This is a genomic window from Niastella caeni, from assembly GCF_004834005.1.
In the GTDB taxonomy this organism is placed as follows: Bacteria; Bacteroidota; Bacteroidia; order Chitinophagales; family Chitinophagaceae; genus Niastella; species Niastella caeni.
Genome location: NZ_STFF01000015.1, coordinates 22656 through 39338 on the forward strand (window position 1 = coordinate 22656; position 16683 = coordinate 39338).

At 41.8% G+C, this 16683-nt stretch carries 16 protein-coding genes; 8 read left to right on the forward strand and 8 right to left on the reverse strand.

Going from position 1 to position 16683, the window contains the following annotated elements; translation table 11 throughout:
* The first annotated feature begins 10 nt into the window (after positions 1-10).
* Together FAM09_RS29470 and FAM09_RS29475 are read left to right on the forward strand one after the other, a co-directional pair.
* Entirely contained in the window at positions 11-778 is a 768-nt protein-coding gene (locus FAM09_RS29470) for an ABC transporter permease subunit (protein WP_136580766.1), read from the forward strand.
* Positions 779-802: 24 nt separating this feature from the next.
* Complete coding sequence (locus FAM09_RS29475; protein ID WP_136580767.1) at positions 803-1309, forward strand: flavodoxin domain-containing protein; 507 nt, start codon at positions 803-805, stop codon at positions 1307-1309.
* A gap of 12 nt (positions 1310-1321) precedes the next feature.
* Here FAM09_RS29475 and FAM09_RS29480 read toward each other — a convergent pair whose 3' ends face one another.
* Both FAM09_RS29480 and FAM09_RS29485 read right to left on the reverse strand, forming a co-directional pair.
* Positions 1322-2473 (reverse strand): glycoside hydrolase family 76 protein, encoded by a 1152-nt coding sequence (locus tag FAM09_RS29480; RefSeq protein WP_136580768.1) that lies wholly within the window; start codon positions 2471-2473, stop codon positions 1322-1324.
* Positions 2474-2761: 288 nt separating this feature from the next.
* Positions 2762-3952, reverse strand: coding sequence for a winged helix-turn-helix domain-containing protein (locus FAM09_RS29485; protein ID WP_136580769.1), 1191 nt, complete (start codon positions 3950-3952; stop codon positions 2762-2764).
* A 252-nt stretch (positions 3953-4204) separates the two neighbouring features.
* On the opposite strand from FAM09_RS29485, the gene FAM09_RS29490 reads away from it, so the two are divergent.
* Positions 4205-4894 (forward strand): hypothetical protein, encoded by a 690-nt coding sequence (locus tag FAM09_RS29490; protein WP_136580770.1) that lies wholly within the window; start codon positions 4205-4207, stop codon positions 4892-4894.
* 52 nt (positions 4895-4946) lie between these two features.
* Here the strand turns inward: FAM09_RS29490 and FAM09_RS29495 are convergent, their stop codons facing one another.
* The 4 genes from FAM09_RS29495 to FAM09_RS29510 all read right to left on the reverse strand — a co-directional run bounded on the left by FAM09_RS29495 (position 4947) and on the right by FAM09_RS29510 (position 10297).
* Positions 4947-6446 carry a hypothetical protein gene (locus FAM09_RS29495; protein WP_136580771.1) on the reverse strand — a complete coding sequence of 500 codons (1500 nt, stop codon included), beginning with the start codon at positions 6444-6446 and terminating at the stop codon, positions 4947-4949.
* Between the two features lie 298 nt (positions 6447-6744).
* A complete protein-coding gene (locus FAM09_RS29500; RefSeq protein WP_136580772.1) occupies positions 6745-6966 on the reverse strand; it encodes a hypothetical protein in 222 nt (73 codons plus the stop codon).
* Between the two features lie 140 nt (positions 6967-7106).
* Entirely contained in the window at positions 7107-8564 is a 1458-nt protein-coding gene (locus FAM09_RS29505) for a S8 family peptidase (RefSeq protein WP_136580773.1), read from the reverse strand.
* A 410-nt stretch (positions 8565-8974) separates the two neighbouring features.
* Positions 8975-10297, reverse strand: a complete 1323-nt coding sequence (locus FAM09_RS29510) for a DEAD/DEAH box helicase (protein WP_136580774.1) — start codon at positions 10295-10297, stop codon at positions 8975-8977.
* Between the two features lie 145 nt (positions 10298-10442).
* Between FAM09_RS29510 and FAM09_RS30840 the strand changes: the two genes are divergently transcribed.
* Entirely contained in the window at positions 10443-10607 is a 165-nt protein-coding gene (locus FAM09_RS30840) for a hypothetical protein (protein ID WP_153825483.1), read from the forward strand.
* 63 nt (positions 10608-10670) lie between these two features.
* On the opposite strand, the gene FAM09_RS29515 is transcribed toward FAM09_RS30840, so the two are convergent.
* Both FAM09_RS29515 and FAM09_RS29520 read right to left on the reverse strand, forming a co-directional pair.
* Positions 10671-11411, reverse strand: a complete 741-nt coding sequence (locus FAM09_RS29515; protein WP_136580775.1) for a histidine kinase dimerization/phospho-acceptor domain-containing protein — start codon at positions 11409-11411, stop codon at positions 10671-10673.
* A 145-nt stretch (positions 11412-11556) separates the two neighbouring features.
* Entirely contained in the window at positions 11557-12222 is a 666-nt protein-coding gene (locus tag FAM09_RS29520) for a metal-dependent transcriptional regulator (protein WP_136580776.1), read from the reverse strand.
* A gap of 121 nt (positions 12223-12343) precedes the next feature.
* Here FAM09_RS29520 and FAM09_RS29525 point away from each other — a divergent pair, with 121 nt between their 5' ends.
* The 4 genes from FAM09_RS29525 (at position 12344) to FAM09_RS29540 (ending at position 16679) form a co-directional block, all read left to right on the forward strand.
* Complete coding sequence (locus FAM09_RS29525) at positions 12344-14644, forward strand: TonB-dependent receptor (protein ID WP_136580777.1); 2301 nt, start codon at positions 12344-12346, stop codon at positions 14642-14644.
* A 133-nt stretch (positions 14645-14777) separates the two neighbouring features.
* The gene (locus FAM09_RS29530) at positions 14778-15626 is read left to right on the forward strand and encodes an alpha/beta fold hydrolase (RefSeq protein ID WP_136580778.1); all 849 of its coding nucleotides are present in this window, start codon (positions 14778-14780) and stop codon (positions 15624-15626) included.
* Positions 15626-16102, forward strand: coding sequence for an RNA polymerase sigma factor (locus tag FAM09_RS29535; protein WP_136580779.1), 477 nt, complete (start codon positions 15626-15628; stop codon positions 16100-16102). The genes FAM09_RS29530 and FAM09_RS29535 overlap by 1 nt, the downstream gene beginning before the upstream one ends.
* The gene (locus tag FAM09_RS29540) at positions 16086-16679 is read left to right on the forward strand and encodes a hypothetical protein (RefSeq protein ID WP_136580780.1); all 594 of its coding nucleotides are present in this window, start codon (positions 16086-16088) and stop codon (positions 16677-16679) included. The genes FAM09_RS29535 and FAM09_RS29540 overlap by 17 nt, the downstream gene beginning before the upstream one ends.
* Positions 16680-16683 lie beyond the last annotated feature (4 nt).

The following is a 16683-nucleotide window of genomic DNA, read 5'->3' on the forward strand; positions in this document are numbered from 1 at the left end:
AATAGATCATATGCTGAAACTTTCGCGATATGTTTTGTATGATATTATACGTAACAAGGTGATCATTGCTTACTCCCTTTTTCTTTTCATTGTTTCTTTCAGCCTGTTTCAGCTTGAAGAAAATGACAGTAAGGCGATCCTTAGCCTGCTTAATATAGTATTGATCGTAGTGCCGTTGATCAGCATGATATTTACTACCATACATTATTATAATTCTTATGAGTTTATAGAACTGATGCTGGCGCAACCGTTGAGCCGGTCGGGAATACTGCTGAGCGAGTATACAGGTGTGGCATTATCTTTATTAAGCGCCTTCTTTTTCGGCGTTGGCGTTCCTGTTTTATTGTTTGCTTTTGATGAAACCGGCCTGGCCTTATTATTTGCCGGCGGTGCATTGACACTTGTTTTTACTTCTATTGCTTTTCTTGCCTCTGTAAAAGCCAGGGATAAGGCGAGAGGCATTGGTTCTGCCTTATTGCTCTGGTTCTATTTTGCATTGATATACGACGGCCTGGTATTGCTGATCTTATTTAGCTTCAGCGAATACCCGATGGAAAAATTCACGCTTTTGCTTTCGGCTCTCAATCCCATTGATCTTGGTCGCATCTTCATTATGTTAAAAATGGACGTCAGTGCATTGATGGGATATACCGGGGCTTTGTATAAAGACTTCTTTGGCAGTGGGACCGGAATTATTTTCACTGTGGGTATTATGCTTTTATGGATCGTGCTGCCATTATGGTGGGCACTGAACGCTTTTAAAAGGAAAGATCTTTAATTAAAAAAAATTAAAAATCAGTATATGAAAGGGGTGGTTGTTTATAAGGGAAAATATGGCGCCACAAAGCAGTATGCTGAATGGATAGGAGAAGAATTGGGAATACCGGTCTTCTCTGCAGAAAATATAAAGGTAGATGTCTCGGATTATGATTATCTGATCATAGGTAGCAGTGTTTATATCGGAAAATTAGAAATAAGAAATTGGTTAAAGAAAAATATAGAGCGCATCAGTAATAAGAAATTATTTTTCTTCCAGGTGTCAGGTACTCCGGCGCATGAAAGGGAAAAACTAGAAACTTATTTATGTTCAGCAATTTCTAAAGAAATGAGACAAAAAATGGAAGTCTTTTTTCTCCATGGAAAACTGGACATTAAGAAATTATCCTGGATCGACCGGTTTTTATTGCACATGGGTGCCAGGTTGTCTAAAGATCCCCAGGTTAAAAAAGAAATGCTTACTGAATACAATGATGTAAAAAAAGAGAATCTGTCAGAACTGATGGATAAGGTGAAAAGTGTCCTTAGGTAATGAGGAATCCAGCTACAAAAGCCACACCCCATTCATCATAGCCACTCCACAGGTTGTTTCAAAAGAATTCACGTAATTGTCCGGCGTTCTGCGCCACCATTGCGCCCACATAAGACCGCTTGAATTCCGGTATTTCCAGGCTTCCGTTGCATTGTAATTAAGCCAGTCGGCATAGGTGCTCTGATAATGCTGGTCGCGTACAAACTGACAGGCCCAACGGGCAAAAATGGATTTAAAGCCCTGGCAATCTTCTGTATCATATTCATCAGGCAGCAGCCCCTGGGCATTGCACATACTATTTTTCGTATAATCCATGGCTTTAACCGCCATTGCTTTGAAATTATTCGATGGATAGTAGCTGTGCAGCAGGTTGCAGGCCCCTATAAAAGTGCCCTGTGTATAGGTACGTGCGCCTTCGGTGATGGTGCCGGCAGCATTGATAGCGCCTTTTACCTCGCCCGTACCTGCTACATACAATTTGCTGATCATCCAATCCATTATCATTTTGGCCTTGTTGCGGTAACTGGCATCGCCGGTAGCCTGGTACAGGTATATGGCACAAATGACTGCAGGGGCATTCACACAGGCGTTCTTGGTATTGTTAGCTGTCGTCCACCACAAACCGCCGCCAAGGTTGGTGTCCCACGCCCTTGACCATACCAGATCAAAGTTATTTTTGGCCATATCTTTCATGCCGCCGTCATTGGTGATCTGGAACGCCCTGATGCACATCAGCGCCCCCCAGATGATGTCGTCATTGTAAATGTTGGATGACCATAACAGGCCATGGGCATCCCGCATGCCGTTGTACAGGTATACCATTTTATTGCGCAGATCTGTATCATTATTGATCGTATAGGCGTCAATAAGAGTTTCTATTGCTTCTGCCTGTTTCCAGAAATCCATGCGGCCGGTATGGGTTACATCGGAATAATAATATGCTTTGTAAGAGGGGCCATAAGTGCCATACTGGTGATAAAAGGCATTGTTATAGCATTGCATGGCCAACAGGGCTTCTCCTTTGGAAGGTGGTACAATGCTTGCAGCGACTGCATTTGAGTTGATGCTTTTGGCGGAAAGGGTGCCTGGGTGGCGACTCAATTCTTTTTTTATGCAGGCCGAAAAGGTGAGCGTCAGTAAGAAGAGGTACTGGGAATTTCTCATGTGACAGGTTTTGTAAGTTTGATGAACTAACGGTAGCCAATAAATGTATGTTAGGATAGGAAAGTAAAGCAAAATGCTGATAGCAGTGGAAAAATTAGGGGAAAACAGATAACTTACCCGTTAGGTAAGATAAATGCAAACAAAAAAGCCCTGAAGATTTCCCCCCGGCACTTTTTTATTTAGTAAAGTTCAAATGAGTTGTTTGTTTTTTAACTAATGCCAGTTGCCGCTTCCCGCAAATTATTTAAGATTTGGCTTTCAGTATAAACGAAACGGGGCTGTTTTTTGTCAGAGCCCGTCCTTAATGGCTTTACAATACTGCTTGTTATTTGATTTTTTAATAATAATATCCTGGCACTGATTGAATTTGGCAAATGTTTTAATGGCATCGATGATCTTGCCGATCACCGGTTTGCTTAATTTCAGCTTCTCGAAGTGAAGATTGTGAATAGTTAATACCTTTTGTTTTCGGTCGGCCTTCGAATCCATCCGGGCCACAAATGTGTCACCGACCAATACAGGTAATGAAAAATAACCATATTTCCGCTTTGCCTGGGGAACAAAGCATTCTATCTGGTAATCGAAATCAAAAAAATCTTTCAACCGATGCCGGAAGACATTCAACGGGTCGAATGGTGAAAGAATGAATGCATCATCAGACAACTGGATCTTTTTGTTTTTATATTCGGGTAACATATAGAGTGGGGCGGTTGTAAGTCCCCCGATCGCAACCTGGCAAACTTCGCCCTCAGCTACCAGCTTTTCCAACTCCTTTTTTACCAGATTATTCTTCACATACCTGGCACGCCAGGCCATTTCTTTCCCATAGGCAATACCCAGGGATTTTAAGGTGCGCCGGATAACATGCCGGGCAAATTCCTCTGGCGCTGGCATGGTGGTATCGATGTCATCCGGGATCATATTCCTTGAGAGATCATATACTTTCTGGAAATTTTTTCGAGTGCTCATCAGTTTACCGTCAAGGTACAACCGCTCGAGTGCTATCTTGGATGGCCGCCAATCCCACCAGCCGGCACTTGCTACCTGGCGATCATTTTCAAAATCCTTTACCATCAGCGGTCCTTCGCGCCCGATCCTATCCAGTACCTTATTCATGAGATTGATCTCAGATTGTGTTAACGGCTCTCTTTTGGATGAAAAGCTTTCCTTCACCGGCAATGAAAAGCGAAATTCGTGCATGGGAATGTATCCGGCGTCGCAGGTAAAGTATTCAAAGATCCTTCCATCTGCCTGCAATTCGTCGAGCCATTCCATTTTATAGTCAGGAACACGAGATGCAATGGCATGGTGATGCGCCCGCTCAACAACATAATTGGCGTCGATCTGAATAAAGCCAAGATGGTCAATAAGTTTGTAAACGGCCTCGCGACCTTTTCCAAAGGGCGCTCGTTTATGTAATCCTGCCGCGTGGAGAATAATTTTTCTGGCTTGTGATTGTGTGAGGATAACCTGCTTCATACGTGTGACGCAAAATTAAGGTCCTGTTTGCAGAAATCAGGTCCCTTTTTCTTTTGCAGGAGCCGAAGACATTCCCTTTCCAAAACACCACCTTGTGTATGAACATGCGTTGCCCTCTCTTTTCCTTTCAAGTTGTTAAAGTTCTCCATTGGTTGGCTACGTGCCTGTTTGCATACAGGTTTTAACTTTCTGTTTCAGGGATTCCCGGATAATTTAGTTGTGTCATTATTTTCAATCAGCTAACCTTCTTATATGAAAACAATTTTACTCCTTATTCTTTCTACATATTGTTTTTGCGGATACAGCCAGTCAACTTCCCGGGATACCGCCTGGTATGTAGAATTGAAAGACAGCACCATTCTTTATAGTAAAAAACTATCGGTCAGAAACTCCTTGCTCGAAGGAGAATACATTTTGCTGGATAACAACAAAAAGATCCTTATGAGCCAGGTTATCAGGTATAGAAGCAGGGCAGGGGAGTTCATCAGGGACAGAGGACCGGTAGAAGACTACCGGTTTGAAAAGGGTGGGCCTAACCTTTTTGTGTACTCTCGCTTGTATTACTATCCTGATTCAACAGGCTACCGGGAAGGGAGAAACTATTTTTTCAGAAAGAACAATAACGGCGAAATGCTGAAAATGAATTATAAGAATCTGATGGATGCAATGGCTGATAACCCGGCCAGTGTGCAAACGTTGAAGGCTGCCCGTTCAAGAACGGAATTGGCTATTGCAACAGGCGCTATTTCATTTATTACCTGCATTATTGGAAGCTATGCTACTTTTAAAGGGAATAGCAGCAGTCAAAATGAAAACATGTCTACCAAAATAAATGTATCTCCGGCACTGATCGTTGGCGGATTAATGACGCTGGCTTCTGTTACAATATATTTAGGTGCTCACAAACATGTTCAAAAGGCGATCAATATTTATAACCAATAGGCAGTCAGCAAATGAGTCTTAATATCACAGTGAGGGAACTAATCCCTCACTGCTACTTTTTCGGGTCAATTATAAAGATCGGTTTACCATCGAATTTGGCAGTTGAATCCACTATCTTATAGTCACCTACTGGCTCGGTTGATATTATAATAGCCGATGCAAAATCATATTCCTTAAGGTCCTTTTCAATTTCTGTGGCGCGTTCAACTCCATTTAATCTCAGGGTAGCGGAGAGTATTTCAAAAAGGTCCCAGTCAGATTCTATGCTTTTCGTATATACTTTATTATAATCCGAAATATACGGCCTTATTTCTTTGAAGTAATACGCACTTCTTAAATCGTCCTTTTGATGGTAATTATTAAAATAAAAATACGATAATACACAACCGGCTGCAATTACCAGGAAACCGGGGATCTGATGTTTAAGGGAGAAAAACGCCGCCGGTATTCTTTTAAATACTTTACTGCCGGTTATTGCCATACAGGCATTCACCAGTAAGATGGCGCCAATGGGCAGGAATACTCTGCCAAAGGGAGTTTGTTTGAGTATACACATTAAAATCACCGGTATTGCCAGTAAGTATACATTGTAGTATAACTTTTGTCTTACGGTATTCCAAATAAACAGGATGAGTACAATCCATGACAGAGGAGAGGGCAGGGTTATAAAATTTACAAGAAATTTCAGGTGAGATAACAACCGGCCGGAGAAGCCACTTACAGGCACTACATTTTCATTTGCGGTAATTGTATGTAATCCTTTGGAAGCAATTATCGGCGTATACAATAAAAGAACGGTCAAACCATAAAAAACATTTATTAAAGCAAAAGAAATGAATTCTTTTTTGATCTCCCGGTAATGAATAGTTACAAATATCAGATAAATACAGCCGGCCGTATAGAGATAGGAAGGGTTGGTGAACAGACCTATGACGGATAGCAGGAGTACAATATTAAGTCTTTGAAGGAAAGTTAGTTTCCTTGTAGTCGTGTTGTCGCCTGTAAAGAAATAAGAAGTAACCCCACAGAAGACCATAATGGAATAACCACGAGCCTGGAAGGCCAATTCAATAATATTGGGAGAAAACAGGAAAAACAGACTAAACAACACTACTGCATACATATTCCTTTCAAGGTACCGGGTAAAAATAAAATACAATGAGAAAGCGGTAAAACATAAAGCCGGAAGCCTGACCGACAGTTCGGAATGCATAAAATAAAAAAACCGCCAGGTGATACAGGTCAATAATGAATGAAAAACATGATTATTGGGAGCAGGATAATTAAATAAGGATTGCTGAGGCCCGGGATAAGTAAATTGAGTGAATGTAAAGGATTCATCATATGCAAAAGGTAAAACCCATGCAAGCGTGAGCAGAACAGCCATGATGGCCAGTAACGGTAAAAATACCTCTAAACCGGGGCGAACCGCTGCTTTCAATAGCCGGGGCCTGAACCCAAGGATGCGCCGGTGTTTTACGAGTATGAATAACCAAATAATAATAACGGGCACGAAGTAAAACTTTTGAAGCAACTGCTGGAACGTATTCATTCGTTAACCGGTTTGGTAGTTTTTTATAAGGAATGTGATTAGATGAACGGCGACTGAAGTAATGCTCAGTTGCCGGCAAATGTAAGAGTGGGAATGTAAAAATGAAAAATTAAAGTGCATGCCCGCCTGTTTAAGGGGAAGAATTGCGGTAAATTCTGTATTTACAAGCTGCTATGCTTTACGATTTTGCTTATTGTCAGGTATCGCCACCTCGGTAAACCCAACAGCCTGATCAGTCGGCAGGTGGCAAAGCAAATAAATGAGTGATACAGGGAGGCTGGTCGCCTACAGGTTAATACTATAGTGCATCCACATCGGTGTCTTCTTCAACAGCAGCAACACCTTTTATTTGCTGTACCTTTTTCAACGCTTCATTGCCTGGTATTTTCACAACCAATACATTTACCTCACCGAGATCATTAACTAATTCAATGTTGAGGTTTTTCAATTGCGCCTTTATGGCCTGAACATCATTTGTATCCTGGCCTGGGGCCAGAGAAAGGAGATATTGCTTATTCATTGTCATTTTTTAATTAACACGAACAAATAGAAACGCGCAAAGTAAGCATTTGTGAGTGGTGAGATAGGAGCCATCCGCCAGCGGTGAATGGCCCCTCATCTCACTTTACACAATTGAAGTTATTACAAAGCTCACTTTATTTAAAGTGTTGCTTTGTCACAGTTCAGCAAACCGGCGCCAAAAGTTTGGTCATTTCCTGGCACGCCCAGATCTGATGATGAGAAAATCAGTTTGGCTTTGATCTGTGCCGGTGTGAACATCGGGAATTTTTGTTTTATCAGCGCCACTGCACCAGCCACATGCGGGCATGCCATACTGGTACCCGAAAGTGTTTTATAACCACTTGCCGGGAATGGGTAAGTGGATTTTACAGAAACACCAGGAGCAACCAGGGTCACTGGGTTCCAGCCGGCGCCATTGATACCCCTTGATGAAAATGGTGCTATCGCTTTATTAATATTAATAGCACCTACTGCTATAGCAAGAGGATGACTGTTTGCAGGTGCATTCACCCAGGGGAAAGAGGAGCCAAATGAATTGCCTGAAGCACATACCACACTTACACCGGCATTGGTCAATTGCGTAATCGCATTTCTATAAGCCAGCAGCGGTGAAGATGCGGACCCAAGGCTCATGGAAACCACTTTAATGCCACGTTGCATAGCCCAAACCATACCGGCAATTACCCAACTGGTCATACCAGAGGCGCCGCCTGTTAACGGGTTATGTTTTAATACCTTTACGGCATATAAAGAGGCGGCAGGCGCTACGCCGAGCACACCGATAAAATTATTCCTGGCTGCGATGATGCCGGCACAATGGGTTCCATGCCCGTTGTCATCGTTAAACGATGCTACACCTGGTACAAAACTGGCGCCACCACTAACACCCAGATCGGCGTGAGCGGCTATTCCTGTATCAATAACAGCAACCTTGATACCAGCCCCTCTGAGCCCTCTTGCCCATGCGGCTGGCGCCTTTACCATACTGATATTCCAGGGTGTTGGCTGCACCAGAATAGATGGAGGAGGAACGGTTTTCAGGAATGGGTTGAGCGTCGGTGTATGGAATGGATTTTCGACCCCCGTTTGAAACGCTGTAGGCGTAGTAGTTCTGGAATGCGCATTCCCGTTACCATTAGTATTACCACTTCCGCTATTTTGACCACTCAGGAATTTTTGCAGTTGTTCCATCAATCCTCTCTGAGATTCTGCCTTGCCCTGTTCAAACCCTTGCTTGTAATATTCCTGGGCTAATTGAAAATAAGGGTCCTGCTCATGCAATGTATCTACCTCCTGTTGAATATCTTCCAATGTTCCCAGCGCGAATATTTCCAAATCTTCCTCAACGGCTAATACCCGGCTGTCTTGTTTTAATTCTTCTGCCCGCTGCTCACTACAGGTTATTACAGTGGAGCCAATACCATCAAAATGCAGAATTTCTGAATCAAACTCTGCATCTGTTTCCATGACCGCTACGCCATTTGCTACGTTGTTTTCACTTACATTCAAAATTTTAGATGCGGTTCCTACGTCAGTGTTGGGATCTGCATACGTTACTATGTAACGTTTTTCACCAGATTGCTTTTTTTCTTTCATTATTAATTATGTTAAAGGTGATTGCCTCACTTCTCGTATGAAGCAAAAACGCTCCCTCTATTAAGCCAGGGCAGCCTGCTTATAACCAGTCTCGGCTAAACCGAAACGGCTACATGCTACAATCTAAAAGTGAGAAGCCTCAATCAGGAACATTCAGGGGGTAGAGAAACAGCTATTTTATCTAAGGGCAGCAACTATCTAAGGACAGCGTAAGTAGCGTTAGTATAGATGCGCATAGCTGAATGCTCAAATATACTATTAGCTGAAGAGGGTAAGTACCGTGTTTTAACGGGATTTAGTGATCAGTAAACCTGTCTTAAATACATATATGGCCGACTATTTACAATAAACAAGCCCTCCCGGCTTGTCTGGAGGGCTTGTTTTATGTTTGACGTACATATTTGCTGATCTTACTTCGCTACATCAATCTTTACTTTCTTATTCTTGATCCGCTCCGTTTTTATCATTTGTAGTGTATGGCTTGCTTTGGATTTACGCACGGCCACAAAAGAGAAAAAATCTTTCACCTCAATTAACCCGATGTCTTCTTTTTTCAACTGCCCTTTATTGGTGAGAAAGCCAACAATATCTACTTTGTTTACCTTGTCTTTTTTACCGGCTGCAATAAATAAAGTGGTCCATACCGGTTTTTGGGGTAATACGGCTGTGGGTGGCAGGTCGATGGTCGTGGGTGCGGGTATAATGTATTCAGGGACCCTTTCATGTGGCGCCAGTATTAAAATGGCGGTACCGCTGGCTTCCATGCGGGCAGTGCGCCCGTTGCGGTGGGTGTAAGCTTCCTGGGTATTGGAAAGTTGGTAATGTATAATGTAGCGAATGTTGGGTATATCCAAACCTCGTGCAGCCAGGTCGGTAGTCACCAGCACATTGGAGCTGCCATTCCGGAACTTGCACAACGCGGCGTCGCGTTCCTGCTGTTCCATAGCGCCATGATAAAATACGTTTACGATGCCTTTATCTTTGAGATAAGCGCTTATCTGCTCTACAAATTCGCGTTGGTTGCAAAAAACAATGGTTGAACGGTTACCTAATGCGCAAATGAGGTTGAATAAGGTATTGGATTTATCATTATCATCGCTCCATACCATTTGAACATCCAGGGCGGATGATTTTTCGCCTGTTAAAAAGTTAATCTTCTCAGGGTTCTGCAGTCCCACAAATGGTGGTATTTCCACCGCTTCTGTGGCAGAGGTCAGGATCCTTTTCTTTAAAACAGGCAGGGAATTTATAATGAAAGACATTTCTTCTTCAAAGCCCTGTTCCAATGATTTATCAAATTCATCCAGTACGAGGGTCTCAATATGGCTGGTGATTATGTTACCGCGGCGAATATGATCGGCCAGTCTTCCCGGGGTTCCAACGATGAGCGCAGGCGCCTGCTTCAGGTTGTTTTCTTCAGTTTCCCGCAAATGGCCGCCATAGCAACAAGAGATCTTGAAGCCTGTGCCCATTTTTTTGAATACCTGTTCAATTTGCAAGGCCAGTTCCCGCGAAGGTACGATGATCAATGCCTGGGTAACCGGTTGGTGCTTATCCAGCAATTGGGTTACGGGCAGCAGGAATGCGAGTGTTTTACCTGAGCCGGTATTGGCTAGTAATATTACTTCGTTCGACGTTTTATTGGCCTCCAGGGATGCCTGCTGCATCTCGTTCAATGCCTCGATCTGTAAATTGGAAAGAGTGTTCTCAATAGAGAATGAAGATATCTGCATTCGGCAAAAATACGTCAATTCGCACGGTACGCCATATTCAATGTTGCCTCCATCATTCTTACGCTTTACCTGGTTTTGCCACCCATAAAAAAAAGCATGGCAGGCTGTGATGGATTTCGTAACTTATGTGTATAAAATTCAGTGTATGAAAAGAATTGTAGTGGTCATTATTCTCCTTGCCTTTATAGGTGCGGTGGCATTTGCCAGGCTGACAAGGACTAACAGAACTGAAAATAAAAAAGCTCCCGAAAAACAGGAGCAGAAAAACGAGAAGAAAAAAGAATATAAGCGTCACTGCATGTTCTCTTAGTTTTAATGAATTAGGGCGCATTTGTTGTTTGTCGAAATTTTCGGCCAAGTTTTTATTGCCAGGCTACTTCAACTCCCGCAACATTTTCTCTACCTGCTCATTCATGCGTTTATTTTCTTCATTAATCACCTGTTGGTAGTATTTGGTTTTTCCTGAATCGTGCATTACCCGGGCATTGCGCAAGGCTTCGGCGGCAACAGATATGGTACTGAGCGGGGTTTCCAATTGTTGCATCATATATTTGATGACCTTTGCCCGGCGATCGTAAAATAATTGTTGACTTCGTTCACTCAGGATTACAACGCCCCACAATATTGCCATGATCATTATTGTTAGCAATACTGATGCTGCAATGATCCATGGCATATTCTTCAATGCATATTTTTCCCAATCTGGTATTACTATTGTCCACCGGTCAACTGAAGTGCTCTTTTCCCCGTTTCGCAGGAATTCATAGTACCAGGTCAGGTTGCTGGTATTGTGTGTAAGTTTTTGCGTAAAGCCATGGGAAGCAAGACGGTTGTTTGCTGAGCCAATCGAAAATTCAAAATGAATATTACCCAATCCCTGCGATGCAAATGACCGGCGTAAGGTATTGTTAATGGTGGAATCTGTCAATTGATGCAGAGGCCCGTTGATTGGAATGTTTTTCGTTGCTTCATGTATGCTCAATGCTATGTTTGATCGAAATTTATCCAGTTTTTCCTTTTGCAACGATTTCACCCAACTGTACTGAATGAAAATAAAGCCAAGCAGGAGTACGCTGAAAAAAATTATTTTAAGTCGTGTAGATCTTCTACCCATGAGCAATTGATTTAAATTGCAGTCCCTCACTAAATTTAATAGTAAGGTATCCTACACCTGGGTAGAAAACAACCTTTGGGAGTTGATTTAACTAAGATTTATGCAAAGCTATCGGGGCCAGCGGTAACAGGCGTTCCGGTCATGCTCATTTTTTCTTTTCGTGGGTTACCTGGATCTTTTCACAAACTTCCTGGCTTAACATTTCAGATTTCCTTTTTCCGTATCCTATTTCCATGGTACCATCAAATTCTTCTTTCGATTTTATCCTGATCACTTTTCCGAGCGATAATTCACGACTATTTAGAAATTTCAGAAAGGCATCAGAAGAATGCGTGACGGCCATAAAGGTTACCACGTCGCCTTCTTGGCAATCGCTCAGTTTTATATACTGTTCCGATTCCATTTTACCGTGTGCATCCGGAATAGGGGAGCCATGGGGATCCACCTTGGGGAAGCCTAAAAGTTCGTCTATTTTGTTAAAAAAAGCGGGTGATTGTACATGTTCCAGCTGTTCGGCAATTACGTGTACTTCCTCCCACCCAAAACCCATTTTTTCCACCAGGTACATTTCCGTTAAACGGTGTTTCCGGATGATCAGGGCCGCCTCTTTCTTTCCTTTATCGGTCAATTTGAGTGGCTTATAGCTTTCATAAACCACTAATCCTTTCCCGGCGAGGCGTTTCATCATGCTGTTCACAGTAGGCATTTTTATATCCAGTTGTTTACTCAATTCATTAACACTGGCTTCTCCTTTTAAGCTGGTCAGGTTGAATAAAGTCTTCAGATAATTCTCTTCTGTCTGTGAAATCATACGGCAAATGTAAAAATATTAGCCTGTTCTAAGAATAAAGTTAGAAATAAGTTTGTTAGTGTCGTCTAACATCCTATTTTTGTAAAGCTAACTGCTGAATTAGGATTATAATAAACTGATTATGACAAAGCTGAAAGTGCTGTTTTTCATTGCCTGGTTTATCCTTTGCGGTATTTTTTCATTTGCCCAAACGGGCGCGATAATGGGAAAAATAACCGGGAACAATGGCCAGCCTGTTGAGGCAGCGACTATTGCCATACCCCAACTGAATAAAGGTGCTGTAGCAGATTCTACCGGGAAATATCAACTGAAAGATATTCCTTATGGGACCTGGCAACTGGAAGTGAGTTATTTAGGATATAGGACCAATAAAACCAATATTACTTTACATAGTGAGCAGCTTGAGCATCATGTTACCCTAACTTCAAAAGGGGATGCTTATTTGAATGAAGTTGTTATTTCGGGAACCATGAAAGAAGTGAGCAAATTGGAAAGCCCTGTTCCTGTTGATGTATATACTGCGAAGTTTTTTAAGGCCAATCCCACCGCTTGCGTTTTTGACGCATTACAAAACGTAAACGGCGTTCGACCCCAGCTTAACTGTAATATTTGTAATACCGGGGATATACATATTAACGGCCTGGAAGGACCCTATACCATGGTCTTGATTGATGGCATGCCTATAGTGAGCGGACTCTCTACTGTATATGGCCTAAGCGGCATACCGCAATCTCTTATTGAGCGGGTAGAAATTGTAAAGGGGCCGGCCTCTACATTGTACGGAAGCGAAGCCGTGGGTGGACTGATCAATATCATTACTAAGAAGCCGGCTAATGCGCCTATTATCTCGGCTGATGTATTTGGTACTACCTGGGGAGAAGTGAATACCGACCTGGCAACAAAATTGAATGTTGGTAAAAAAGCCCAATCACTAATTGGCGTTAATTATTTCAACTACCAAAAACCTATCGACAATAATAACGACAACTTTACAGATGTAACCCTCCAAAACCGGATCTCTGTTTTTAACAAGTGGCACTTTGATAGAAAAGATAACCGGGTATTTTCGCTGGCGGGACGATATGTTTATGAAGACCGATGGGGCGGCGAAATGAATTGGTCTAGAAAATTCAGGGGTGGAGATGATGTGTACGGTGAAAGCATCTATACCAACAGATGGGAACTCTTTGGCTCCTATCAATTACCTTTCCGTGAAAGAATCATGTTTCAGTTCAGTGCCAACGCACACGATCAGAACAGTGTATACGGCAATACGCCATATATGGCAGACCAGTATATTGGTTTTGGGCAATTAACCTGGAGTAAGAAAGCCGGGAACCACGACCTGTTAACTGGGTTGACCTACCGGTACACATATTACGATGACAATACACCCGCAACAGCCGATGCAAACAATATAAACAAGAGCAAACCGACCCACACCCGTTTACCGGGCGCATTCGTGCAGGATGAGATTACATTAAATGACAACAATAAGCTGTTGATAGGAATGCGTTATGATTATAATTCCATCCATGGCAGCATTTTCACCCCTCGCATCAATTACAAATGGAACTCGCCTGATAAGAACAATGTGCTGCGCCTGAGCTTTGGTAACGGTTACCGGGTAGCGAATGTTTTTACCGAAGATCATGCCGCACTTACCGGAGCCAGAGAGGTAGTGTTTAATAATAACCTGGAACCTGAAACCTCCTGGAACGGCAACCTGAACTTTGTTAGGAAGATGTATGCCGGCAATACATTTATCGGGCTCGATGCAACAGCTTTCTATACTTATTTTACCAATAAGATCATAGCTGACTATGATACCGATCCTAATAAGATCATTTACGATAACCTTGAAGGTCATGCTGTATCAAAAGGTATTTCGCTTAATGTGGACATTGTTTTTCTGAATGGATTAAAAATTGTTGCCGGAGCTACGGCTATGGACGTGTACAGTAAAGAAAATGCGGTGAAAGCGCGACAATTGTTTACTGAAAAATTTACCGGCGTGTGGAACGTTGGTTATACCTTCAAAAGCATTGGCCTTACGATTGACTATACCGGGAACCTGTATGGCCCCATGCGTTTGCCTTTGTTAAGCAAAAATGATCCGCGCAAAGAATATTCTCCATGGTGGAGTATACAGAATATTCAGTTGACAAAAAAGATCAGGAAGGATATTGAAATATACGGCGGTGTGAAGAACCTCCTGAACTGGACGCCCAATAAAGGAAATCCATTTATTATAGCAAGGGCCAATGATCCATTTGACAAAAATGTTCAGTTTGATGCCAATGGGCAGGCAATGGTAACACCAGACAATCCTTATGGCCTCACGTTTGACCCCTCTTATGTTTATGGCCCTAACCAGGGTATCAGGGGTTTCCTGGGAGTTCGTTATGCTATATTCAGGTAAAGGAGCTATTGACAATAAATTATATTCAACTTTTTTATAAGACAATCGTTTAAAAAAATTATTCGGTTACTGTAACATTTCAGGGCGCGCTGTATCTAAAAGTAAATTCAATAACAATTTAAATTTAGATACAATGAAAAGGAACATTATCCTGGTGATTACAGTACTCTTTACTACATGCTGCGTAAATGCATTCGCACAAACAAACACCTATCCCTTTGCAGTTAAAAAATCGGGTCAGGGAAAACAAACCATCATTTTCATCCCCGGTTTTGCCTCTTCTGATGACGTTTGGGCTGAAACAAAAACTAAATTCGAAAAAGATTTTACCTGTATCTCATTCACAATGGCTGGCTTTGCAGGCGTTCCGGCGCAGCCTGAGCAAACCTTTGTTAAATGGGAAACAAGCATTGCCAAATATGTTCGGGACAATAAAATTGAGAAACCAGTAATAATCGGCCATAGCATGGGCGGAGTATTAGCGCTGGCAATTGCTGCTGATTTTCCCGACCTGCCCGGTAAAATAATAGTGGTAGATGCCCTGCCTTGCCGGTCGGCTGCAATGGATCCCGCTTTTAAATCCAAAGAAAATAACGACTGTTCCGCTATGGTCAATCAAATGGCAGCCATGTCGAATGAACAATTTAAACAAATGCAAATAGTTAACATTGCATCACTTTGTTCAGACAAAGAAAAGCAGTCTTTAATTGTAAATTGGGGTTTGCAAACAGACAGAAAGACATTTGCAGAAATGTTCTGTGATTTTTCAAATACAGATCTGAGAGAAAAGATCAGTAACATTAAATGTTCCAGTTTAATATTGTTGGAAAGCTACTTTGCCAGCATGAAGCCGATGATTGAAGAACAGTATAAAAATCTAAAAGCAGGCAATTTACAATATGCCAATAAAGGGTTGCACTTTATAATGTATGACGATAAAGAATGGTATTTTGATCAATTAAATAAATTTATAGCCCAATAATGAAGTTTGAAGATATCTACCACACGTATTGGCAAAAAGTATTTCGCTTATGTATGGGCTATGCAAATGATTATGCGTTTGCTCAGGATCTGGCACAGGAAACCTTTATCCTTGTTTGGCAAAACCTGGCTAAATTCAGAAATGAAGCCAGCATCGGGACCTGGATCTTTAGAATTGCTTCCAATAACTGTTTACGGAAAATTGAGAAAGAAAAGCGGTTATCTAAAGCTGATTTGCCAGTTAATTTAAAAGAAGAGGAGCGGCATTCCATTGAACCGGAAATTCAGATGCTATATAAGTTCATTGCTGAGTTACCAGAAACCGACCGCATTATAATTTCTTTGGAGCTGGAAGATGTAAAACAAGCTGAAATAGCCAGTATCGTTGGTCTTTCAGAAGCCAACATCAGGGTGAAAGTGCATAGGATAAAAGAAAAGTTAACACAAAAATTCAGAGCGAATGAACAAGGATATTAACCTTAAAGATCTGTGGCAAAAGCAACAGGTGAGCCAGCCAAATATAGAAGATATATTTTCCAAAGTGAGGCAGTTCAATAAATCCAATTTGCGCAAGTTGATAATTTTAAATTTGATGCTATTGGCAACAAGCGCATTTATCATCTTCGTATGGTATTATTACCAGCCACAACTTGTTACCACAAAAATTGGCATTGTGTTGACCATTGCAGCCATGTTCATTTACCTGTTTGTTCAGAATAAACTGTTGGCCGTTTTCAATAAGATCGACAATTCCTTATCGAACAGCGAGTACCTTCAAAATCTGATCATCCTGAAAAGCAGGCAACAGTTTTTGCAAACAACTATGTTAAGTATATATTTTATTATGCTTTCGGCAGGGTTGGCCTTATACCTGTATGAGTATACTTCAAGAATGACAATGGGGGCGGCTATTTTTGCCTATGGTATTACGGGTGCCTGGATTATTTTCAACTGGTTATATCTCAGGCCAAAAATTATTAAAAAACAGCAGTCAAAACTTAATGAATTAATTGCCAAAGTTGAAACCCTGTCAAAACAATTAAATAATGGATAAGGAG

Coding starts and splice junctions, on each gene's coding strand:
- FAM09_RS29470 (WP_136580766.1), top strand. CDS start 11: ATGCTGAAACTTTCGCGATATGTTTTGTATGATATTATACGTAACAAG.
- FAM09_RS29475 (WP_136580767.1), top strand. CDS start 803: ATGAAAGGGGTGGTTGTTTATAAGGGAAAATATGGCGCCACAAAGCAG.
- FAM09_RS29480 (WP_136580768.1), bottom strand. CDS start 2,473: ATGAGAAATTCCCAGTACCTCTTCTTACTGACGCTCACCTTTTCGGCC.
- FAM09_RS29485 (WP_136580769.1), bottom strand. CDS start 3,952: ATGAAGCAGGTTATCCTCACACAATCACAAGCCAGAAAAATTATTCTC.
- FAM09_RS29490 (WP_136580770.1), top strand. CDS start 4,205: ATGAAAACAATTTTACTCCTTATTCTTTCTACATATTGTTTTTGCGGA.
- FAM09_RS29495 (WP_136580771.1), bottom strand. CDS start 6,446: ATGAATACGTTCCAGCAGTTGCTTCAAAAGTTTTACTTCGTGCCCGTT.
- FAM09_RS29500 (WP_136580772.1), bottom strand. CDS start 6,966: ATGAATAAGCAATATCTCCTTTCTCTGGCCCCAGGCCAGGATACAAAT.
- FAM09_RS29505 (WP_136580773.1), bottom strand. CDS start 8,564: ATGAAAGAAAAAAAGCAATCTGGTGAAAAACGTTACATAGTAACGTAT.
- FAM09_RS29510 (WP_136580774.1), bottom strand. CDS start 10,297: ATGCAGATATCTTCATTCTCTATTGAGAACACTCTTTCCAATTTACAG.
- FAM09_RS30840 (WP_153825483.1), top strand. CDS start 10,443: ATGAAAAGAATTGTAGTGGTCATTATTCTCCTTGCCTTTATAGGTGCG.
- FAM09_RS29515 (WP_136580775.1), bottom strand. CDS start 11,411: ATGGGTAGAAGATCTACACGACTTAAAATAATTTTTTTCAGCGTACTC.
- FAM09_RS29520 (WP_136580776.1), bottom strand. CDS start 12,222: ATGATTTCACAGACAGAAGAGAATTATCTGAAGACTTTATTCAACCTG.
- FAM09_RS29525 (WP_136580777.1), top strand. CDS start 12,344: ATGACAAAGCTGAAAGTGCTGTTTTTCATTGCCTGGTTTATCCTTTGC.
- FAM09_RS29530 (WP_136580778.1), top strand. CDS start 14,778: ATGAAAAGGAACATTATCCTGGTGATTACAGTACTCTTTACTACATGC.
- FAM09_RS29535 (WP_136580779.1), top strand. CDS start 15,626: ATGAAGTTTGAAGATATCTACCACACGTATTGGCAAAAAGTATTTCGC.
- FAM09_RS29540 (WP_136580780.1), top strand. CDS start 16,086: ATGAACAAGGATATTAACCTTAAAGATCTGTGGCAAAAGCAACAGGTG.